Here is a 20393-nt window from a genome sequence, read left to right on the forward strand (position 1 = left end):
GACGCCCGCAGCCCGCAGCGGTGATACTGGCCGCACTGTCCGTCCATCCGTCGAGCCGTCCATGTCCGCACCACCCAGTCACGCCCCCCGCCGCCGAGGCCCCATCGCCCGCGTGCTGGTCGGGGCGTGGGACGCCCTCAACTTCACCCGCCGGCTGGTGTTCAACCTGCTGTTCCTGTTCCTGCTGGTGATCGTGCTGGTAGCGCTGGCCTCCGCCGAACGCGCAAGGCCGCTGCTCGACCGCACCACTCTGGTGATCGCGCCCGAGGGCGCCCTGGTCGAGCAGTTCAGCGTCGATCCGGTGAGCCGCGCCTTGGGCAAGCTCAGCGGCCAGGACGTGCCCGAGGTCCGCCTGCGGGACCTGCTGCGGGTGGTCGAGAAGGCCGCCGGGGACAAGCGCATCGAGCGCGTCCTCCTGCGCACCGACCGCATGGCGTTCTCCGGCTACGCCTCGATGCGCGAGCTGGCCGACGCCATCCGCGCGCTGCGCGCGGCCGGCAAGCAGGTGATCGCCTATGGCGACTACTTCGGACAGGCGCAGTACCTGCTGGCCGCACAGGCCGACGAGGTCTACATGGATCCCTATGGCGGCATGGTGCTGGAAGGCATCGGCCGCTACCGCCAGTACTACCGCGAGGGCCTGCAGGACAAGCTCGGCGTCGACGTGCACCTGTTCAAGGTCGGCGAGTACAAGTCGGCGGCCGAACCGTACGTGCTCGACCAGGCCTCGCCCGAGGCCAAGGAAGCCGACCTGTACTGGATGAACGACATCTGGCAGCGCTTCCTCGGCGACATCGCGGCGGCGCGCGGCCTCGACGTCGCGGCGCTGGCCGCCGGCGTCGAAACCCTGCCCGAGGGCGTGCGTGCCGCCGGCGGCGACCTCGCGAAGTTCGCGCTGGACGCGAAGCTGGTCGACGGCCTGAAGACGCTGGAGGAGGTGCAGGCGCTGCTGGCCGAACGCGGCGTGGCCGACGAGGACACCGACAGCGGCGTGCGCGACATCGCCTGGGACGACTACCTCAAGCACGTCACCAGCCCGATGGCCGCCGCCGATGCCCGGCCGCAGGTGGCGGTGGTGGTCGCCGAAGGCACGATCATGGGCGGCGAGCAGAACCCGGGCAGCGTCGGCGGCGAGTCGACCTCGGCGCTGCTGCGTGCCGCGCGCGACGACGACAAGGTCAAGGCCGTGGTGCTGCGCGTGGATTCGCCCGGGGGCGAGGTCTTCGCGTCCGAACAGATCCGCCGCGAGGTGGTCGCGCTGCGCGAGGCCGGGAAGCCGGTGGTGGCCTCGATGGGCGACCTGGCCGCGTCCGGCGGCTACTGGATCAGCATGGATGCCGACGCGATCTATGCCGACCCGTCCACCATCACCGGCTCGATCGGCATCTTCGGGATGTTCCCGACCATCCCGCGCACACTGGAAAAGATCGGCGTGCGCACCGACGGCGTCGGCACCACCTCGTTCGCCGGCGCCTTCGATCCCACCCGGCCGCTGCAGCCGGAGGTCGGCGCGGTGATCCAGAGCGTGATCGAAAAGGGCTATCGCGACTTCACCGGCAAGGTCGCCGCCGCTCGCGAGCGCAGCGTCGAAGAGATCGACCTCGTGGCCCGCGGCCGCGTGTGGAGCGGCGCGCAGGCGAAGGACCGCGGCCTGGTCGACGAGTTCGGCGGCCTGCGCGACGCGCTGGCCGCCGCCGCCGCCCGCGCGGAGCTGGGCGGGCCAGACGCCTGGGGCGTGAAGTACATCGAGAAGCCGCTGACGCCGTTCGAGAGCTTCGTCGCCGGCATGGCCGAGAGCCGCATCGCGGCGCCGGTGCTCGCGCGCAGCGGGCTGGCGACCGACCTGCTGGCCAGGGTGGCGCCGGGCCTCGCCTCCGAACTGCGCTTCATCGAACAGGTCATGGCCCGTGGCGGCCACCCGGTGAAGGCCGTGGCGCACTGCTTCTGCATCCCATGAGCGCTGCGGACCCCTCCCGCTGGCGCCTCGACGGTCAGCTGGCCCTGGTCACCGGGGGCAGCGCCGGCATCGGTCGCGCGATCGCCTCCGAGCTGCTCGGCTTCGGCGCGCGGGTGCTGATCGCCGCCCGCGACGGTGATGCGCTCGAGGTCGCGCGCGAGGAGCTGCTGGACCTGCATCCCGACGGCGACGTGCGCGCGCTGATCTGCGATGTCGCCGACGACGAGCAGCGCCGCGAGCTGCTGGACTGGATCGAGGACCAGGGCGAAGGCCTCAACATCCTGGTCAACAACGCCGGCGGCAATCTGGGCAAGGCCGCGGTGGACTACACCGAGGACGAGTGGCGCTCGATCTTCGAGGTCAACCTCTTCAGCGCCTTCGAGCTCTCGCGCTACGCGCATCCGCTGCTCACGCAGCATGCGGCCAGCTGCATCGTCAACGTGGGCAGCGTGTCGGGCGCGACCCATGTGCGCACCGGCGCGCCCTACGGCATGAGCAAGGCCGCGCTGCACCAGATGACCCGCAACCTCGCCTGCGAATGGGCGGAAGACGGCGTGCGCGTGAACTGCGTCGCGCCCTGGTATATCCGCACACGGCGCACCTCACCGAAGCTCGCGGATCCGGACTACCTCGACGAAGTGCTGCTGCGCACGCCGATGGGCCGCATCGGCGAACCGGAGGAGGTGGCCGCCGCGGTCGCCTTCCTGTGCCTGCCGGCGTCGGGCTACGTCACCGGCGAATGCATCGCCGTGGACGGCGGCTTCCTGCGCTACGGCTTCTGACCCATTTTTCCCGCGCGGAGGCTGCGATGAATCGATCAGGGACTGTCCGCCCGCTGCTGCTGGCCGGGCTTGTCGCGCTGGCAGGCGCGTCGGCCATGGCACAGGACGCGCCGGGCTACGACGCAGCGCTTGCCGGAAAGCTCGGTGCCGACGATTACGGCATGGCCCGCTACGTGCTGGTGATCCTCAGGTCCGGCCCCACGCCGATGCCGAAGGGCGAAGCCCGGGACGCGATGTTCCAGGGCCACTTCGCCAACATCACTCGCCTGGCGGAGGAAGGGAAGCTGGTGCTGGCCGGCCCGCTGGACGGTGTCGACGGGCGCCGCGGCATCTTCGTGCTCGACACCGCCGACCTCGAGGAGGCCCGCGCGCTGGTGGCCACCGACCCGGTGATCGCGGAGGGCGAGATGGTCGCCGATCTCCATGTCTACTATGGTTCGGCGGCGCTGCGGATGGTCAACGAGACCCATCAGCGGATTGCACGGAAGGCGTTCTGAGGGAGGATCCGCTGTGACCCTGATGATCATCGGTCTGCTGCTGTTCCTGGGGGTGCATTCCGTGCGCATCTTCGCCGACGATTGGCGCAGCGCGGCGATCGCCCGGATCGGCGAGCCGGCCTGGAAGGGCATCTACTCGCTGTTCGCGATCGCCGGCCTCGCGCTGGCCATCATCGGCTATGGCCGGATGCGGCTGGATTCGGCCCTGGTCTGGGTCCCGCCCGCGGGGCTGCGCCACTTCGTGGCGCTGTTGATGATCCCCGCCTTCATCCTGCTGGTGGCGGCCTACGTGCCGCGCAACCACCTCAAGGCCAGGCTGGGCCACCCGATGATCATTGCGGTGGCGCTTTGGGCCCTGGCCCACCTGCTGGCCAACGGCCGGCCGGGCGACATCGTCCTCTTTGGCGGCTTCCTGCTGTGGGCGCTGCTCGACTGGCGCGCCGCGGCGCAGCGGCCGGCTGCCGCGGCGGCAGCGCCGACGTGGGCGCGCACCGCCGTCACGGTCGTCATCGGGCTGGTCGCGTACTGGCTGTTCGCCTTCCACCTGCATGTTCGGGTGACCGGGGTGCCGGTGATGTAGGGGCGCCGCATCCGGCCTTTACCATCCGCCACGGATTCCCATGCCCCCTCTCACCGCCACCCTGATCATCCTGCTGATGGTGGCCGCCAACGCGCTCTACGTCGCCGCGGAGTTCGCCACGGTGGGGTCGCGCCGCTCGCGCGTGCAGGAGGTGGCCGAGGCCGGCAACGCCACGGCGTCGTCGTTGCTGGAAATCCTGAAGGACCCCGTGCGGCTGGACAACTACGTCGCCGGCTGCCAGATCGGCATCACCCTGACCAGCCTGATCGCCGGCGCCGTCGCCCAGGCCCGGCTCACGCCGCTGCTGGAGCCGCACCTGGGCGCCGTGGGCGGCGCCACCGCCGCGATCGTGGCCGTGCTGCTGGCAATCACCGTGCTGCAGGTGGTTCTGGGCGAGCTGCTGCCCAAGACGGTGGCGCTGCGCTACCCCGAGAAGCTGGCGATGGCCACCCTGCTGCCGATGAAGGCCAGCCTGGTGCTGTTCAGGCCGCTGATCGTGCTGTTCAACGGCACGGCATTCTCGCTGATGCGGCTGTCCGGCCTGGGCGGCACCCATGACCGCGCGCATGTGCATTCGCCGGAGGAGCTCGAGGGGCTGTACCGGGAGAGCGCCGCCGGTGGCCTGATCGACGCCGCCGAACGCGACATGCTGGCCGGCGCGCTCAACGTCGATGGCCGCCTGGTGCGCGAGATCATGACCCCGCGCACGCGCATGCACGTGGTGCGAGGCGGGGACACCGTGCGCGATGTGCTGCTGCGCGTGGTCGACGTGCCGCATTCGCGCTTCCCGGTGGTCGGTGAAACCACCGACGACGTCACCGGCATCGTGCACCTGCGCGCGCTGTTCGCCGCCAGCGAGCGCGAGCCGGGCGCGACCGTGGCCTCGATCCAGCGCGAGCCGCTGGTGGTGGCCGACGTCATGCCTGTGCCGGCGCTGTGGCGCGCGCTGCGCGCGGCCGGCCGGCACAGTGCGATCGTGGTCAACGAATACGGCACCGTGGCGGGCATCGTCACCCCGGAGGACGCGCTGGAGGAGATCTTCGGCGAACTCCAGGACGAGTTCGACCAGGAGGAAGAGCCGATCATCGAGACCGGCGAGGGGCTGAGCGTGCGCGGCGATGTGGTGCTGTCCGTCCTCAACGACCGCTACGGCCTGGGGCTGCCGGAGGACCACGTGGACACCATCGGCGGACTGGTCTGGCACGAGCTGGGCCGGCTGCCGGCCGCGGGCGACGAAGTCGACGTCACCGGCACCGCGTACCGCCTGCGGGTGGAAGCGATGGACCGGCAGGCGGTGCGCCGGGTGCGCCTGCTGCGCGGGGGGGGAGGACCGGCCATGACCGACGTGCTGGCGGTCATCGGCATCATCCTGCTGCTGGTCGTGGTCAACGGCGTGTTCGTCGCCGCCGAGTTCGCCCTGGTCGGCGCCCGGCGCAGCCGGCTGGCAACGCTGGCGCAGGGCGGCAGCGGCGCCGCGGCCTGGCTGCTGCAGGTGTTCGACCGGCGGACCGGCAAGGACGCCTACATCGCCGTCGCCCAGCTCGGCATCACGCTGGCCAGCATCGGCCTGGGCATGTACGGCGAGCCCGCGGTCGCGCGGTGGCTGTACCCCGCGCTGGAATCCCTGGGGCTGGACGCCGGGCAGGCGCGGCTCGCCGGTTTCGCCGTCGCGCTGGGCGCGATCACCTGGCTGCACGTCGTGCTGGGCGAGATGATCCCCAAGGCGATGGCGCTGCAGGCGCCCGAGCGCACGAGCATCGCGGTGAACCCGGTGATGCGCCTGTTCGGCATCCTGTTCCGACCCATGGTCTGGGTGCTCAACCGGATCGCGTTCGCACTGATGCGCCTGCTCGGCATCCCCGACCCGGGCCGCTCGGCCTCGCTGTACACCAGCAAGGAGCTGGAGATCGCGACCGGGGAAGTGGCCGAGAGCGGCCAGTTCGGCATCGCGCAGCGCCTGCTGATCGACAACATCTTCGAGATGGAAGAGCGTACCGCCGAGGAGCTGATGACATCGCGGGTGCGGATGCAGGCGATCAACGTCGAGGCCGATGCCGATGCCGTGGCGCTGCTGATCGCCAACCGGTCCGCCAACCGCTATCCGGTGTATGCGGACACGCTCGACAACGTGGTCGGCGTGCTGCACGTGAAGGACTTCATCCGGGCCCGCGCCCGCGGCGAGGACACCGCGCTGGAGCGGCTGGTGCGCAGGCTGCCCGCGGTGGCGGCCAGCACGACCGCCGAGGAGCTGCTGGCCACCTTCAAGCGCCATCGCGTGCACGCCGCCGCTGTCGTGGACGAGTTCGGCGGCACGCTCGGCTTCGTGACCATGGACGACCTGGTGTCGGACGTGATCGACGCCGAGGACGCCACGCCCAGCGACTGGATCCGCCGCAACGAGGACGGCAGCCTGACCCTGGACGGCGAAGTGACGCTGGCCGAACTGTCGGAGGACCACGGTATCGAGCTCGAGCACCCCGAGGTCGTGACCGTGGCCGGCCTGTTCCTGGCGCGTAGCGGCACCCTGCCCGCGGTGGGCGAGCGGATGGTGGTGGCGGGGCACCAGCTGCGGGTCGAGGAAATGAAGGGACTCAAGGTGACGCGGATCGTGCTGGTGCCGGCGGCGCGGGGGCAGGTTCCCCACCGGTGAACATCCCCTGTCCGGCATCCAGCTGCACATCGAAGTGCGAGATGGACCCGCCGAGGCCGATCTTCCGCCGGTACTGGACCTGCAGGGTGCCGCTGATGGCCTCCGTGCTGCCGGCGGGAATGGCGATCTCGGAGACCGCCTGCTCGGCCAGCAGCCGATGGCCGACCCAACGGACGTTCTCCCTGTTGAACGTCCGGACGAATTCGACCATCTCCGGGTCCCCGGCATGGTCGCCCAGCGGCAGGGGCTCTTCCGCGAACCCGGCGGGTGGCGCCAGCCGCAGCCGCGCCGCGGTCGCGCGCGGCAAGGTGATCTCGCAGATGCTCTGCTCCTTGTCCGGGTTGTTCACCGCAAGCACGATCCGCTCATCGGGGACGACGCTCGCAACCACCGCGGAAGGGCGCTTTCCGGAGTCGGGAACGACGAGTGCCAGCGCATCGCCCATGACCACGAAGCGCCAGGCGAAGTAGGCGAGCAGGGCAAGGAACAGGGCAGCGATGGTCTTCAAGGGTTGGCTCCGTTCGCCTGGCGCAAAGCGCCGACAACCGACAATCGCGCAACGGCGCTTGACCCCGCCACCTGGGCAAGGATCATGCAGGCGACCGGAGGATGGCAACCCATGACGCACCAGCCTCGTGGCCACGGGCACGAAGACGCGCACGGCCATGGCCGCCGCCACGGGCATGGCCATGACCACCACGACCACGCCCCCGCCGTCACCGCCGGCAACGAGCGCCGCCTGCGCTTCGTCTTCCTGCTGACCGCGGGCTACGCGGTGGTCCAGGCCATCGGCGGCTGGTGGTCGGGTTCGCTGGCGCTGATCGCGGACTCGGGACACATGGTGTCCGATGCCGCGGCGCTGCTGCTGGCGCTGGTGGCGTACCGGATCGCGCGGCGGCCGGCGGATTCCACGCGCACCTACGGCTTCCACCGGGTGCGTGTGCTGGCGGCGCTGGCCAACGGCGCGGCGCTGCTGCTGCTGGTGGCCTGGATCGCATGGGAGGCCGTGGCGCGCTTCCGCCAGCCGGTGGAGGTCATGGCCGGGGCGATGCTGGTCGTGGCCGTGATCGGCATGCTGGTCAACCTGTCCGGGGCATGGATCCTGTCGCGCGGGGATCGCGGCGACGGCAACCTGCGCGGCGCGCTGCTGCACGTCATCGGCGACCTGCTGGGCTCGGTCGGCGCGATCGCGGCGGCGGTAGGGATCATGCTCACCGGCTGGATGGTGCTCGACCCGGTCCTGTCGCTGCTGGTGGCGTTGCTGGTGGTGCGTTCGGCCTGGCGGCTGGTCTCGGAATCCCTGCGCGTGCTGCTGCAGGCGGTGCCGCAGGGCGTGGACGCGCGTGCGGCCGAGGAGGGGCTGGCGGCGCTGCCGGAGATCGCCGAGGCCGGGCACTTCCACGCCTGGACGCTGACCGACGAGTCCAGCGTGGCGACGGTGCACGTGAGCCCGGCGCCGGGCGTGGACCCGCTGCTGCTGCCGAAGCTGGTGTCGGGATGGCTGCACGACCGTTACGCGATCGACCACGTCACCGTGCAGGTGGACCCGCCGGGACAGCTGGACCGCGAACACTGTTGAGCCGGCTGCGGCCGGCCCGGTGCTTCAGTGGCTCCCGGACAGGCCGCAGGTGGTGTCGCTGAGGATCGTCGACACGCGCGCGAACTCCTGCTGGAGCGGCGCCCTGGCGTCTCCGCGGGCGTAGCGCCAGGTGGATTCGATCTCGCGGCCGCGCTGGCGCCAGCCCTCGCAGGCCTCTTCGTCGGGGATGCGCTCGCAGCGGTCGTGCTGCCATTCGCAGGCGGCACCCGCGCCGAGCCCCGGGTCGCCGTCGATGCCGACGGTCCGCAGCGGCACGCAGCGCGGCTGCGGATCGGAAGCCTCGTGGATGTAGCGGCCGTTGCCCGGCGTGTGGCAGCGGTAGATCGGGGGCGGCGGCAGGCGGTCGGCGGGTGCGAGCGCTGCCGGCGGCGGTGCCTGCAAGCGCTCGGCGGCCCCGGGCGCGGCCGCGGCGGGGGTCGGCGGCGCGATGTCCTGCACGGCCTGCGGCACGTAGGCCGGCATGGGCGGTGGCGGCTCGACCACGGTGCGTTCCTGCCGGCTGCCCGCGGGGCAGGGCACGTCGTTCTGCACCGTGAGCGCGCCGCTGGCGTCGGTGCAGCGGTAGATCACGACCTGTGACGCCGCGCCTGCGGGTAGCACGGCGGCCGCAAGGGCGGCCAGGGTCACGGGGATGGCGAACAGCGCGGCGGGCGGTACTGTCCGTCCGGGCCGGCGTCTGGATCGGGGCATCATGGGGTCCTGCAATCGCTGTCGATGCGGGCGTTGAGCCCGCGTTCCTCGATGCGCAGGGTATCGCGCTCGCTCTGCTGGGCGTTGAAGAAGCGCCGGCGGATGTCCTCGCGGCGGTCGCGCAGACGGGCGCAGGCTTCGGCCTGTGGCAGTGCGTGGCAACGGTCGGCTTCCCAGGTGCCGGCTTCGGTGCCGAACCAGCCACTCCCGCGATGCGGCGGACGCGGACGCGGGCCGGTGGCGGTGTCGGGATCCGGGCGGGGCGGGTCGGGCGGAATGCTGATGCGGCTCACCGGCGGCGCGCTCAGGCCGTCGCCGGCGCGGGTGGAAGTCCCGCGGGCGCCGATGTCTCCGCGGCCGCTTCCCCCGGGAGGTTCCGGCCGGCCGGGGTGCCGGCCGCCGTCGGCATGCCCGGGCCGGCCGTGGTGCCAGCCGCCGCCGACCGGCCAGCCACTGGTCCACAGCGTGACCCGGCGCAGTTCGCCTTCGCCGCTGTCGCTTTCGTAGACGCTGCCGTCGGGGCGCACGCATTCGTACAGCGGCTGCGGGGACGGGGCCACAGGGCGATTCGACGCCGGCGGCGTCGCGGGCAGGATCATCGGGCGCTCCGATGGCCCCGGCTCGGGCCCGGGCGGGGCGTCGACCGGGCGCGCCATGCTGCGCACCTCTTGCTTGGTGCCCTTGGGACAGGGCTGGTTGCCGATGACGACCTCACCGTCCGTCCCGGTACAGCGGTAGATGGTGACGTCGCCGGCGTCCTGCGCCGGCGCGGCCACCGCCCATGCCAGCAAGGCGATCAGGCAGGCCGCGGCAGGCGCGGAGGCGAGGCGTGCCGATGGAGCGCTCATGGCCGCATCTTGCTCCGGCGATGGCATTGCCGGAAGCGAAGGCGCCGCGACCCTCGGTGGCGATTCAGCTTCAGTCGCGAAGTGCCGCCCCGCTGCGGGCGTCCCGGATCGGCGTCGGCCGCTCCAGTCCGCCGGTCGCACCGGGCAGCACGCAGTCGACGGCTTCGCGCACCCCGGCCGCGAGCCCGGTTTCGCTGCGGGCGGGCGGATCGCCGGCGAGGTTGGCGCTGGTGGAGACCAGCGGGCCGCCGAACATGCGGCACAGCGCCGCGACCAGCGGGTGGGCGCTGACCCGGATGGCGACGCCGTCGTGGTCGCCGGTGATCCAGCGCGGTACCCGCGCGGTCGCCGGCAGCACCCAGGTGTTGGCACCGGGCCAGGAGGCGAGAACGGCGTCGCGGCGCTCGGGCGGCAACGCGCCCCAGTCGACCAGGCCGTCGAGCTGGGCCGGGTCGGCGGCGACCAGCAGCAGGCCCTTGGAGACGTCGCGGCGCTTGATCGCGAGCAGGCGCATGACCGCGGCCTCGTCGAAGGGATCGCAGCCCAGACCCCACACGGCCTCGGTGGGACAGGCGACCACGCCGCCCCGGCGTAGCGCGGACACGGCGGCTTCAAGCTGCGGGGTGCGGGGCGTCATTGGTCGGGAGCGGCGAAGGTCGGGAACGGGCGGGTGCGCTGCGAGCTTACCCCTGCAGCGTCGGGCGCGGCGTGTCCCGGCCTGGAAGGTGCGTGTGCTCTGGCGGTCCATGCCGGTGCCCGGATTCACGCTCGCGGGCGGCCGGGACATTCAACCCGTCCACGCGACGGTCGGATTCTCCGGTCGGGCCCAGCCCGACGTCGGAGAGTGAAACCCACGCTCGCCGCTGTGCCGGATCGTCCAGCCTGCCCTCGATGGCGAACAGGTGTCCGGTGCGGCCCATCACCACGTGGTCGACACGCCGGAGCGCGGGACCTGTTGCCGCGGGATCGGCGGCATCGGTGCCGCCAGCGGCGCCCTTGCAGCGGGCCAGCAGGCAGCGGCTGATGCGCTCGCCGGTCTCTTCGCAGGACGTGCCACTGCCCTCGTTGAGCGCACGGACGCCCGCTCGTATGCGCGCGTACATCGCATGGTCGGGATGGGCCGGGTCGCGGGGGCCACGGAGCAGGGCGCGCGTTTCCCGGTCGGCCACGCCGGTGACATCGAGCCCGTTCCAGAGCTGGAAATTCTCGACCGCCTGCCGCGTGTTGCGTCCGAAGATTCCATCGACGGCCAGCGGACGCCCCCGACCGTCGCGGATGCCGAGCCTGTCCAGCTCCCGCTGCAACGCCACGACATCTCCGCCGCGCACACCTTGGCGCAGGTCGGCGGCGGCAGGGGCTGGTTCGATTCGCGCCCTCGATTTCTCGATCAGCGCCGGGACGGACCGCTCCCATGCCCTTGCGTAGCGCTCACAGTCTTCCGCCGCCCTGATCGTCCAGGCCTGTCCCGTGATGCCGTTGACCACCCGCCGCGCGTTGTAGGCGTCTCGCGTTCCGTCGTTGATGTACCGGTCCAGCCGCCTGCCCGTGAACAGGCCGTCACGCATGCCGATGACGAGGATCCTGGCCGCCAGCTCCGGCTCCCGTGCCCGCGCGGGATTGTCGACCAGCGTGCCGTCCAGACCGAAGAGGTCGTCGAACTTCCGGTAGTTGTAGTCGTGGGTCAGGTGGACGTAGCCGCGGCCGTAGAACGCTTCGCCACCGCTGTAGCCGAGCTTCCTGGCCTGGCTTCTTCCGAAATCCTCCTCGGGCGCGGAGAAGTCCCGGGTTTCGTGCTGCGCCGTTGCCAGCAGGTAGGCGATCTGGCGGTGGTCGTCGACGCCGTGTCGCAGCGCCGTGTCGACGATCAGCTGTATCGAAGCGTCGCGATCGATTCCGAACCCGCCGGTACTCCTGCCGTGTCCATCCATCACGCCACCTCCCTGTGGGTCCGCTGCCCGGCATCACCGACGATGCGGAGCGCGCGATCGACCCGCCGTTCCGTGGCGGTCACCGGTCCCGTTCCCCCCGAAGTGATAGCACGGCGGGCCCGCGCCCGCCTGAGGGAGCATGACGGGGCGCTGTCGGATCCTTCCGGATTGCCGCCCGCGTGGGTGGGACGAAGGACGGTCAGGGCGTCCCGACCCGGACCCGGACGCTGCCGAACCGCATGCGGTCCCGCAGGCGTGCCGATGTCCCCGGAGGCTCAGAAAGGAGCGTCGTCGCCGGTCGCGGCGGCGCGGGACGTCACGGCCTTCTTCGCCACCGTCTTCTTCGCCGTCTTCTTTGTCGCAGCCTTCTTTGTCGCGGCCTTCGTTGTTGTCTTCTTCGCGGCCTTCTTTGCCGGCGCCTTCGTCGCGGATGCCTTCTTGGCCGGGGCCTTCTTCGCAGGCGCCTTCTTCGCCGCGGTCTTCTTGCCGAAGCGCCCGCGCGCCGGCTTTCCGGTCTCCTCCAGCAGCTGCGTGACCTCTTCCAGGGTCAGGGACGCCGGTTCGCGGTCCTTCGGGATCTTGCCGTTGAGCCGGCCATCGCTGATGTACGGCCCGAAGCGGCCGTTGAGGACCTGGATGTCGCTGCCCGGGAACTCCTTGATGATCCGGTTGCGCGCGATCTCCTCTTTCTCTTCGATCAGGAATACCGCGCGCTCGAGTTCGATGGTGTACGGATCGTCTTCCTTCTTCAGCGAGGCGTAGACGCTGCCGCGTTTGGCGAAGGGTCCGAAGCGGCCGATGCCCACGCTGACCTCCTCGCCATTGTTCTCGCCGAGCATGCGCGGCAGGCGGAACAGGTCGATGGCCTCCTCCAGCGTGATCGTGTGCATGCTCTGGCCGGGACGCAGCGAGGCGAAGCGCGGCTTCTCGGCCTCGTCCTCGGCGGTGCTGCCGATCGCGGCGTAGGGCCCGTAGCGGCCCAGGCGCACGCTCACCGGCTTGCCGGACTTCGGATCGGTGCCGAGCTCGCGCGCGCCGGTGGCCTGGCTGCGGTCGACGCTCTCGGTCTTCTCCTCGACCAGTTCCTTGAACGGACCCCAGAACTTCTCCATCAGCGGCACCCAGTCCTCTTCGCCGCGGCTGACCGCGTCGAGTTCGTCCTCGAGCTTCGCGGTGAAGTCGTAGTCGACGTAGCGGGTGAAGTGGCCGCTGAGGAAGTTGGATACCGCGCGGCCGACATCGCTGGGCCGGAAGGCGCGGCCCTCCATCTCGACGTACTTGCGGAACAGCAGGGTCTGGATGATCGAAGCGTAGGTGGAGGGGCGGCCGATGCCGTATTCCTCCAGCGTCTTCACCAGCGAGGCCTCGGTGAAGCGCGGCGGCGGCTGGGTGAAGTGCTGGTCGGCGTGTACGCGGTCGAGCGGGATGCGATCGCCCGGCTTCATCGCCGGCAGCTTGCGGCCCTCGTCGTCGTCGTCCTTGCCCTTCGCGTCCTTGCCTTCCTCGTAGACGGCCAGGAAGCCCGGGTCGACCACGGTGGTGCCGCTCGCGCGGAAGCCGTGCTCGCTGCCGGCGGCGAGGTCGACGGACACGGTATTGAGCGTGGCCGGCACCATCTGCGAAGCCACCGAGCGCTTCCAGATCAGCTCGTACAGGCGGCGCTCGTCGTCGGACAGGAAGCGCGCGACCTGCGCCGGCGTGCGCAGCGCCGAGGTCGGCCGCACGGCCTCATGGGCCTCCTGCGCGTTCTTGGATTTCGTCTGGTAGAAGTTCGGCTTGTCGGGCAGCGCGCGGGTGCCGTAGTCGCGGGCGATGACGTCGCGGATCTCGGACAGCGCCTCGACCGACAGGCTGACCGAGTCGGTACGCATGTAGCTGATCAGGCCGACGGTGCCCTCGTCGCCGATGGCCACGCCCTCGTACAGTTTCTGCGCCACCTGCATGGTGCGGCGGGTGGTGAAGCCCAGCTTGCGCGAAGCCTCCTGCTGCAGGGTGGAGGTGGTGAAGGGCGGGGCGGGGCGGCGCTTGCGCTCCTTGCTGGCGACGTCGGTGACGTGCAGCGCGCCCTGGGCGGCGGCCACGATGCGGCTGCGCGCGTCCTCGGCGGTGTCGCCGTCGGTGACCGTGAACTGCTCGAACTTCTTCCCGTCCAGCCGCACCAGTTTGGCGGTGAAGGCCTGCGAGGGGTGCGCGCACTCGGCCTCGATGGTCCAGTACTCGCGCGGCACGAAGGCCTCGATCTCCTCCTCGCGCTCGACGATCATGCGCAGCGCCGGCGACTGCACGCGGCCGGCGGACAGGCCCCGCTGCACCTTGCGCCACAGCACCGGGGACAGGTTGAAGCCGACCAGGTAGTCCAGCGCGCGGCGCGCCTGCTGCGCGTCGACCAGGTCGCTGGCGATGCCGCGCGGCTTCTGCATGGCTTCCTTGATGGCGCGCGGCGTGATCTCGGTGAACACCACGCGGTGCAGGTCCTTCCCTTCGAGCAGCCCGCGCTCCTTCAGGATCTCGGCGATGTGCCAGCTGATGGCCTCGCCCTCGCGGTCCGGGTCGGTGGCGAGGTAGATGTCCTCGGCCGCCTTCGCCGCCTTCGCGATTGCCTCGACGTGCTTCTCGTTCTTGTCGATCAGGTCGTAGCGCATCCGGAAGCCGTGCTCGGGATCGACCGCGCCCTCCTTCGGCACCAGGTCGCGCACGTGGCCGTACGAAGCCAGGACCTGGAAGTCCTTGCCGAGGTACTTATTGATGGTCTTGGCCTTGGCGGGCGACTCGACGATGAGGAGGTGCTTGGCCATGCGGCTGGGGATTCCGGGGACGGCGGGCGCCGCGCCTTGAGGGTGGGAGGTGTGTGCAGACGGTAACGCCCGGGACGGAGCCCCGGGCGCGCAGCGGACGCTCTTTATAGTGGAATCACGGCCGCAATGGGACTGTCAAGCAGCGGCCGGGGCGAGGCTCAGTGCACGGTTTCGGGCTCGTCCACGAACATCTGCGTTTCCATCCAGGCGTAGGCGGCCTCGGCCCCGGGCTGGTTGAACAGCACCATCAGCACCACCCACTTGAGGTCATCGAGATCGAGCTCGTCCTGGTCCAGGGCCATGGCGCGGTCGACCACCAGTTCACGGCGGTCGGCGTCGATCACGCCATGCTGTTCGAGGAACAGCAGGAAGCCTCGGCATTCCACGTCCAGCTTGGCCTCTTCGCGCGGGGAGAACAGGCGGGTGGGACCGTTGGCGCGCGGTACGGCGGCCGCCGGCGGCTGCGCCGCCAGTGCGTCAAGCCAGTCGAAGGCCTTGCTGGTTTCCGCGGGGCTGAATCCGGCCTGGAGCAGGCCGCTCTGGAGGGAGTCGCGATCGCGGACGAGGTCCGCGTCTTCGGTGAAGTAGTGTTCGAACAGATAGAGCAGAACGTCGAGGATGCTCTCTTTCATTTCCCCCGGCCTGCGCCCGGAGGCGCGTTACTGAGACTTTCGGGAATACCGGCCATGCTCGACCGCGACACGACCCTCCAGCTCCATGAGCGGCAGCATGCTGCCTAGCTCCGCGGCCGTCAATCCGGTGCGCGAGACCAGTTCATCCATACTGGTTGGGTCGTGGCCCAGTGCCTGCCACAAGCGCTGGTGGCAGGGGCTGGCGGTCGGGCCGTCATCGCCGGCCATCGCGGAGGTGTCCCCGGTACACGTCATGGGGGCGGCCAGCCGTCCGCGCAAGCGGTGCGCCAGCGCGGCCGCCAGCGGGGCCAGGCCATCGAGCACTTCGCGCGGGGTTTCCACCAGCGCCGCGCCGTCGCGGATCAGGCGGTGGCAGCCGCGCGCCTTGGGGTTGTGGATCGAGCCCGGGATGGCGAACACCTCGCGACCCGACTCGGCGGCGAGCCTCGCGGTGATGGCGGCCCCCGAGCGCAGCGCGGCCTCGACCACCAGCACCCCCAGCGACAGTCCGGCGAGGATCCGGTTGCGGCTGGGGAAGGCGCCGCGACCGTACTCCGCGCCCGGCGGCAGCTCGCTGACCACCGCGCCGGTCGCGGCGATGCACGCATGGAGGCCGGTGTTGCGCCGGGGATAGGGGCGGTCGATGGCGGTTCCGAGGACGGCCACCGTGCGCCCCTCCGGTGCCGCCAGCGCGCCCTCGTGGGCGGCGGTGTCGACGCCCGCCGCCATTCCGCTGACCACCACCAGGCCCGAGTCCGCCAGCGCACGGGCGAAGGCCCGGGCGTTGCCGATGCCCCCGGCGCTGGCGGCCCGGCTGCCGATCACCCCCACCGACGGGTGCCAGAGCAGGTCGACGTCTCCGGCCACCCACAGCGCCAGCGGCGGGCTGTCGATCTCGCGCAGCAGGGCGGGATAGTCGGGCTCGTGCCAGCCGACGACCCGACGCCCGGGCGCGGCATCGAGCCAGCCCGCCCAGGCGGTGACGACGTCCGCGCCGCTGCCGCTGCGCAGGCCGAGGCTGCCCTGCTGGGCGGTGTCGAGTCCGGCCGCGCGCCAGGCCGCTCGCCCGGCGGCCAGCGCCGCACTGGCGCTGCCCTGTGTCTCGAGCAGCCGACGGCGCGGCGCACGACGGCCGGCGGCGGCGATCAGGCGCAGCAGCGCCAGGGTCTCTTCTCGGTCCATCGGCCCAGCCTGGGCCGGAGACGGCGACGGCGCCCTCGGGCGCCGTCGCGTGCATCGGTCGGAGAAGGCCGCGGCCTCAGTAGGGCGCGTCCGGATGCTTGAGATGATAGCCCGCGCGGGTCGGTTTGATGCCGTTCATGACCAGACCGTAGCTGACGCGGTCGAAGGTGCGGAACACCATCACGTGGCCGGCGAACTCGTCGGGCAGGCGCACCTTGTCCCCGAAGGCCACGGTATCCGCGTCGCGGTCCAGCCCCTTCTCGACGCGGTCGACGACGTTGCTGCCCTCGCGCCAGATCGAGAACACGGTGCCGTTGTCCACGCCCTCGCGGGCACCGACCGACAGCGCGACCACGTCGCGCGGGCCGCCGGAAGTCAGCATGTCGGTCACCGCGAGCACGCGCGCCTTGCCGTAGTCGGTCTGGACCTTCGGCGGGTGCGGGAAGAACTGCAGGTCGTAGGGCCGGGCGTCCACCGGCACCACGCGGTCGCCGACGCGGACCTCGCGGCCCTCCTCGTCCAGCAGCAGGGTACTGGCGCCGATGCCGCCCGCCTCGCCGCGGGTCAGGGTGCCGGCGGTCACCCGCATCAGTTCGTGGCCCAGCACTTCCTGGCCCTTGTCGGGCATCACCACGTTGGCCCAGTACCGGCCGAAATCCACGCTGTAGCGACCGCTGCTGTCGAATTCGTCGGTGCCGAAGGTGTCGCAGCACATGCCGGCGCGCAGCAGGTGGGTATAGCGCACGGTCGGGCGCAGCACGGCATAGCGCGTGCCGGGCGTCGCATCGCCCAGGCCGCGCACGTAGGCCACCTGGCCGCGGCTGGCCCGCAGGCGGTCGTCCTCGAGGCCGACCACATGGGGCAGGTGGTCGAAGGAATCGACCACGCGCAGGTCCTTGAGGAAGGGTTCGATCTCGGACAGCGGCACGGCGTCGATCGGCGCCGCCTCGGTCCGCGGTCCCGGCGTGACGGCGACGCGGTCGAGGTAGGCCAGGCTGATCACGTCGCCCGGGTAGATCAGGTGCGGATTGGCGATCTGCGGGTTGGCCTGCCAGATCTCCGGCCACAGCCAGGGTTTCTGCAGGAACCGGCCCGCGATGTCCCACAGCGTGTCGCCGCGCACGACGACATAGGTGTCGGGATGGTCACCGCGCAGCCCCTGGGCCGCCGCGAAGGTCGCCACCGTCAGCATCGCTACCGCGGTGCCCGTGCGTAGCGCGTTAGAAAGGCGCTGAAGCTTGCCGGCCATCTACCTGCTCCCCTTGGAGATTTCCCCGTGTAGCGGCCGCACTATGCCTACAGGAATGGACCCGGCGCAAGCCTGCCGGCGCTACAATCCCCTGCCGTCCCGCATGGTTGTGACGGCCGACTCCTTTCCCTGTCCGCCCGCATGTCCCTGATCACCATCCTCGAGCACCCACACCCGAACCTGCGCAAGGTCGCCGCCGAGCGCGAGGCCGCCGGCATCGCCGATCCCGCCTTCCAGCGCCTGCTCGACGACATGTTCGAGACCATGTACGAGGCACCGGGCATCGGCCTGGCGGCCACCCAGGTCGACGTGCACGAGCGCTTCATGGTCATCGACGTGACCGAGACCCGGGACCAGCCGCTGGTGTTCATCAACCCGGTGATCCGCGAGCGCTCGGTCGACCTGCGCGTGCACCAGGAGGGCTGCCTGTCGATCCCGGGCATCTTCGCCGACGTCACCCGTGCCGACGGCATCGAGGTCGAAGCCCTGGACCGCCATGGCAAGCCCTTCACGCTGGCGGTCGACGGTCTGCTGGCCACCTGCATCCAGCACGAGGTCGACCATCTGGATGGCAGGCTGTTCATCGACCATCTCTCGCCGCTCAAGCGCGAGCGGGCGATGAAGAAGTACGAAAAGATGAGGCGGCATGACTGACCGCCGTCGGGGCGGGGCGAGCCGCGCCGGGAGCGACGCGATGAGGATCGTTTTCGCGGGCACGCCGGAGTTCGCCGTGCCCTCGCTGCGCGCCGCCTGCGGCAAGGCCGAGGTGGTCGCGGTCTACACACAGCCCGACCGGCCCGCCGGCCGCGGGCGCGGGCTGCAGGCTTCGCCCGTGAAGCGGGAGGCCCTGGCCCGCGGCATCCCGGTGGTTCAGCCGGAAAGCCTGAAGACGCAGGTCGCCCGCGACGCGCTGCGCGCACTGGAGCCGGATCTCATGGTGGTGGTGGCCTATGGCCTGCTGCTGCCGCAGAAGATCCTCGACATCCCGGTGCATGGCTGCTGGAACGTGCATGCATCGCTGCTGCCGCGCTGGCGCGGCGCGGCCCCGATCCAGCGCGCGATCGAGGCCGGCGACACCGGAACCGGCGTCTGCCTGATGCAGATGGAGAAGGGCCTGGACACCGGCCCGGTGCTGCTGTCCCAGTCGCTGGCCATCGACGAACACGAAACCGGCGGCCAGCTCCATGACCGGCTTGCGGAACTCGGCGCGCAGGTGCTGTCCGACGGCCTGGGCCTGCTGCGGGCCGGAATCCGCCCGGTGCCGCGGCCGCAGTCGGCGGAGGGCGTGACCTATGCGCACAAGCTCGAGAAGGCCGAGGCCAGGCTCGACTGGTCGCTGCCGGCCGCGGTGCTTGCGCGCAAGGTCCGGGCGTTCAACCCGTGGCCGGTCGCCGAAGCGGTGCTGGCCGGCGAGCGCCTGCGCATCCACGCCGCGGTCGCGATCGAGGCGCCGGCCGGGTCCGCACCGGGCACCCTGCTCGCCGCCGGCCGCGACGGCATCGACGTCGCCTGCGGCGAGGGCGCGCTGCGCATCCGCGTGCTGCAGCGCGAGGGCGGCAAGGCGATCACCGCCGCCGACTGGCTCAACGCGCGTCGCGACGTCCTGTCATGAGCGGCGCCGCACCGCGAGTGGCCGCAACGCGCGTGCTCGACGCGGTGCTGCACCATGGCCGCTCGCTGAAGGCCGAGCTCACCCGCGTGCTGCCCACCTTGCCCGACGCGCGCGATCGCGCCCTGGTCGAGGCGATCTGCTTCGCCGCGCTGCGCCAGCGCGCGCGGGCCGATGCCGCGCTGACGGCGTGGATGCCGAAGCCGCCGGGTCGTCGCGACGGTGACCTGCGCGCGCTGCTGCACGCGGGCTTCGCCCAGCTCGATCCGCTCGGGCTGGCGCCGCATGCCGCCGTCGCCGAGACCGTCGATGCCGCTCGCGGCATCGGCCGCGCCCATCAAGCGAAGCTGGTGAACGCCCTGCTCCGCAGGGCGCAGCGTGAAGGCCTGCCGGAGGCCGGCGCGGATGCCGCCTGGCCGGGCTGGCTGCGCGACCGCGTCCGCGCCGACTGGCCCGACGATGCCGACGCGATCTTCGCGGCCAGCGCGCGGCCCGCGCCGACCTGGCTGCGCGTGAACCGCCGTCGCGGGACGCGCGACGCTTACCTGGCCCGACTACGCGACGCCGGCATCGAGGCAGCGTCCGACGCGGCACTCGCCGATGCCCTGCGGCTGCCCGAATCCATCGCCGTGGCGACGCTGCCCGGTTTCGCCGACGGCGACGTCTCGGTGCAGGACGGTGCCGCACAGGCCGTGGCCGATGCCCTGGCGCCGCCTCCCGGCGCGCATGTGCTCGACGCCTGCGCTGCGCCCGGCGGCAAGTCGGCCCATCTGCTCGAACGCGATCCTTCGCTGCGCCTGCTTGCCATCGACGTCGACCCGGGGCGCCTGGCGCGGGTGCGCGACACCTGGCAGCGGCTGGGGGTGGGCGAGGGCGTCGATCCGTGGGCCTCCGCGCGCGTGGCGGATGCCACCACGCCGGCCGCCTGGTGGGATGGCAGGCCCTTCGACGCGATCCTCGTCGATGCCCCCTGTTCGGCCACCGGAGTGGTGCGGCGCCAGCCCGACGTGCTGCTGCACCGACGGCCCGGCGACCTCGGCGCGCTGGTGGCGCTGCAGGCGCGGCTTCTGGACGCGGCCTGGGCCATGCTGCGCCCGGGCGGCGTGCTGCTGTACGCCACCTGTTCGATCCTGTCCGCGGAGAACGCCGGCCAGGTGGAGGCGTTCCTCGCACGGCACCACGATGCCGCGACGGATCCGCTGGACGCGCGCTTCGGCCGCCCCAGCGGCGGCGGTCGCCAGCGCCTCCCCGGGGAGGGCGGAATGGACGGCTTCTACTACGCGCGCATCGTCAGGGCGTCCTGATTGCGCGAAGCTCCCGGAGCGCGCGGCGCGTGCGCCCCCGCCGTGTGCGCTAGACTCGCGTCGGCCACACTCCCAGCCAAGCCGACCCAT

Annotated in this window: 18 protein-coding genes; 9 read left to right on the top strand and 9 right to left on the bottom strand. The window is 71.5% G+C overall.

Going from position 1 to position 20393, the window contains the following annotated elements; all coding sequences use genetic code 11:
* The first annotated feature begins 61 nt into the window (after nt 1-61).
* From sppA to FPZ22_RS13795, 5 genes are read left to right on the top strand one after another with little or no spacing between them, the layout of a single operon-like run.
* Nucleotides 62-1957 (top strand): signal peptide peptidase SppA, encoded by a 1896-nt coding sequence (gene sppA / locus FPZ22_RS08335; protein ID WP_144892067.1) that lies wholly within the window; start codon nt 62-64, stop codon nt 1955-1957.
* Entirely contained in the window at nt 1954-2739 is a 786-nt protein-coding gene (locus tag FPZ22_RS08340; RefSeq protein ID WP_144892069.1) for an SDR family oxidoreductase, read from the top strand. Before sppA ends, FPZ22_RS08340 begins: the two co-directional genes overlap by 4 nt.
* A 26-nt stretch (nt 2740-2765) precedes the next feature.
* Nucleotides 2766-3236 carry a YciI family protein gene (locus tag FPZ22_RS08345; protein WP_144892070.1) on the top strand — a complete coding sequence of 157 codons (471 nt, stop codon included), beginning with the start codon at nt 2766-2768 and terminating at the stop codon, nt 3234-3236.
* Nucleotides 3237-3258: 22 nt separating this feature from the next.
* Nucleotides 3259-3816 (top strand): NnrU family protein, encoded by a 558-nt coding sequence (locus tag FPZ22_RS08350; RefSeq protein WP_246121020.1) that lies wholly within the window; start codon nt 3259-3261, stop codon nt 3814-3816.
* Between the two features lie 40 nt (nt 3817-3856).
* Nucleotides 3857-6466 (top strand): hemolysin family protein, encoded by a 2610-nt coding sequence (locus FPZ22_RS13795; protein WP_210412657.1) that lies wholly within the window; start codon nt 3857-3859, stop codon nt 6464-6466.
* Here FPZ22_RS13795 and FPZ22_RS08365 read toward each other — a convergent pair.
* Nucleotides 6408-6974 carry a hypothetical protein gene (locus FPZ22_RS08365; RefSeq protein ID WP_144892074.1) on the bottom strand — a complete coding sequence of 189 codons (567 nt, stop codon included), beginning with the start codon at nt 6972-6974 and terminating at the stop codon, nt 6408-6410. The genes FPZ22_RS13795 and FPZ22_RS08365 overlap by 59 nt on opposite strands.
* A 111-nt stretch (nt 6975-7085) precedes the next feature.
* Between FPZ22_RS08365 and FPZ22_RS08370 the strand changes: the two genes are divergently transcribed.
* Nucleotides 7086-8045 carry a cation diffusion facilitator family transporter gene (locus tag FPZ22_RS08370; protein WP_144892076.1) on the top strand — a complete coding sequence of 320 codons (960 nt, stop codon included), beginning with the start codon at nt 7086-7088 and terminating at the stop codon, nt 8043-8045.
* 24 nt (nt 8046-8069) lie between these two features.
* On the opposite strand, the gene FPZ22_RS08375 is transcribed toward FPZ22_RS08370, so the two are convergent.
* From FPZ22_RS08375 to FPZ22_RS08410, 8 genes are all read right to left on the bottom strand, one after another.
* A complete protein-coding gene (locus FPZ22_RS08375; protein ID WP_246121114.1) occupies nt 8070-8756 on the bottom strand; it encodes a DUF4124 domain-containing protein in 687 nt (228 codons plus the stop codon).
* Nucleotides 8756-9604, bottom strand: coding sequence for a DUF4124 domain-containing protein (locus FPZ22_RS08380; protein ID WP_168198972.1), 849 nt, complete (start codon nt 9602-9604; stop codon nt 8756-8758). The genes FPZ22_RS08375 and FPZ22_RS08380 overlap by 1 nt, the downstream gene beginning before the upstream one ends.
* Nucleotides 9605-9674: 70 nt before the next feature.
* A complete protein-coding gene (gene tsaC, locus FPZ22_RS08385) occupies nt 9675-10241 on the bottom strand; it encodes an L-threonylcarbamoyladenylate synthase type 1 TsaC (protein WP_144892080.1) in 567 nt (188 codons plus the stop codon).
* 46 nt (nt 10242-10287) lie between these two features.
* The gene (locus FPZ22_RS08390; RefSeq protein ID WP_144892082.1) at nt 10288-11532 is read right to left on the bottom strand and encodes a peptidoglycan-binding protein; all 1245 of its coding nucleotides are present in this window, start codon (nt 11530-11532) and stop codon (nt 10288-10290) included.
* Nucleotides 11533-11807: 275 nt separating this feature from the next.
* Nucleotides 11808-14327, bottom strand: coding sequence for a DNA topoisomerase I (locus FPZ22_RS08395; protein WP_144892084.1), 2520 nt, complete (start codon nt 14325-14327; stop codon nt 11808-11810).
* 158 nt (nt 14328-14485) lie between these two features.
* Nucleotides 14486-14959 (bottom strand): DUF494 family protein, encoded by a 474-nt coding sequence (locus FPZ22_RS08400; RefSeq protein WP_144892086.1) that lies wholly within the window; start codon nt 14957-14959, stop codon nt 14486-14488.
* Between the two features lie 27 nt (nt 14960-14986).
* Complete coding sequence (dprA, locus tag FPZ22_RS08405; RefSeq protein ID WP_144892088.1) at nt 14987-16141, bottom strand: DNA-processing protein DprA; 1155 nt, start codon at nt 16139-16141, stop codon at nt 14987-14989.
* Nucleotides 16142-16217: 76 nt separating this feature from the next.
* On the bottom strand, nt 16218-17390 hold the full coding sequence (locus FPZ22_RS08410) for a LysM peptidoglycan-binding domain-containing protein (RefSeq protein WP_144892090.1): 1173 nt from the start codon (nt 17388-17390) through the stop codon (nt 16218-16220).
* 141 nt (nt 17391-17531) lie between these two features.
* Between FPZ22_RS08410 and def the strand changes: the two genes are divergently transcribed.
* The 3 genes from def to rsmB are packed head-to-tail and all read left to right on the top strand — an operon-like array spanning nt 17532 to nt 20303.
* Nucleotides 17532-18044 (top strand): peptide deformylase, encoded by a 513-nt coding sequence (gene def / locus FPZ22_RS08415; protein WP_144892092.1) that lies wholly within the window; start codon nt 17532-17534, stop codon nt 18042-18044.
* Nucleotides 18045-18084: 40 nt separating this feature from the next.
* Nucleotides 18085-19002 carry a methionyl-tRNA formyltransferase gene (gene fmt, locus FPZ22_RS08420; protein ID WP_144892094.1) on the top strand — a complete coding sequence of 306 codons (918 nt, stop codon included), beginning with the start codon at nt 18085-18087 and terminating at the stop codon, nt 19000-19002.
* Nucleotides 18999-20303 (top strand): 16S rRNA (cytosine(967)-C(5))-methyltransferase RsmB, encoded by a 1305-nt coding sequence (gene rsmB / locus FPZ22_RS08425; RefSeq protein WP_144892096.1) that lies wholly within the window; start codon nt 18999-19001, stop codon nt 20301-20303. Before fmt ends, rsmB begins: the two co-directional genes overlap by 4 nt.
* The last annotated feature ends 90 nt before the right edge of the window (nt 20304-20393 follow it).

The sequence above is a fragment of the Luteimonas granuli genome, from assembly GCF_007795095.1.
Taxonomy (GTDB): Bacteria; Pseudomonadota; Gammaproteobacteria; order Xanthomonadales; family Xanthomonadaceae; genus Luteimonas; species Luteimonas granuli.

Bases quoted from the DNA above. Each gene is read 5' to 3' on its own strand.
- sppA (WP_144892067.1), top strand. From the start codon at position 62: ATGTCCGCACCACCCAGTCACGCCCCCCGCCGCCGAGGCCCCATCGCC.
- FPZ22_RS08340 (WP_144892069.1), top strand. From the start codon at position 1,954: ATGAGCGCTGCGGACCCCTCCCGCTGGCGCCTCGACGGTCAGCTGGCC.
- FPZ22_RS08345 (WP_144892070.1), top strand. From the start codon at position 2,766: ATGAATCGATCAGGGACTGTCCGCCCGCTGCTGCTGGCCGGGCTTGTC.
- FPZ22_RS08350 (WP_246121020.1), top strand. From the start codon at position 3,259: ATGATCATCGGTCTGCTGCTGTTCCTGGGGGTGCATTCCGTGCGCATC.
- FPZ22_RS13795 (WP_210412657.1), top strand. From the start codon at position 3,857: ATGCCCCCTCTCACCGCCACCCTGATCATCCTGCTGATGGTGGCCGCC.
- FPZ22_RS08370 (WP_144892076.1), top strand. From the start codon at position 7,086: ATGACGCACCAGCCTCGTGGCCACGGGCACGAAGACGCGCACGGCCAT.
- FPZ22_RS08375 (WP_246121114.1), bottom strand. From the start codon at position 8,756: ATGCCCCGATCCAGACGCCGGCCCGGACGGACAGTACCGCCCGCCGCG.
- FPZ22_RS08380 (WP_168198972.1), bottom strand. From the start codon at position 9,604: ATGAGCGCTCCATCGGCACGCCTCGCCTCCGCGCCTGCCGCGGCCTGC.
- tsaC (WP_144892080.1), bottom strand. From the start codon at position 10,241: ATGACGCCCCGCACCCCGCAGCTTGAAGCCGCCGTGTCCGCGCTACGC.
- FPZ22_RS08390 (WP_144892082.1), bottom strand. From the start codon at position 11,532: ATGGATGGACACGGCAGGAGTACCGGCGGGTTCGGAATCGATCGCGAC.
- FPZ22_RS08395 (WP_144892084.1), bottom strand. From the start codon at position 14,327: ATGGCCAAGCACCTCCTCATCGTCGAGTCGCCCGCCAAGGCCAAGACC.
- FPZ22_RS08400 (WP_144892086.1), bottom strand. From the start codon at position 14,959: ATGAAAGAGAGCATCCTCGACGTTCTGCTCTATCTGTTCGAACACTAC.
- dprA (WP_144892088.1), bottom strand. From the start codon at position 16,141: ATGGACCGAGAAGAGACCCTGGCGCTGCTGCGCCTGATCGCCGCCGCC.
- FPZ22_RS08410 (WP_144892090.1), bottom strand. From the start codon at position 17,390: ATGGCCGGCAAGCTTCAGCGCCTTTCTAACGCGCTACGCACGGGCACC.
- def (WP_144892092.1), top strand. From the start codon at position 17,532: ATGTCCCTGATCACCATCCTCGAGCACCCACACCCGAACCTGCGCAAG.
- fmt (WP_144892094.1), top strand. From the start codon at position 18,085: ATGAGGATCGTTTTCGCGGGCACGCCGGAGTTCGCCGTGCCCTCGCTG.
- rsmB (WP_144892096.1), top strand. From the start codon at position 18,999: ATGAGCGGCGCCGCACCGCGAGTGGCCGCAACGCGCGTGCTCGACGCG.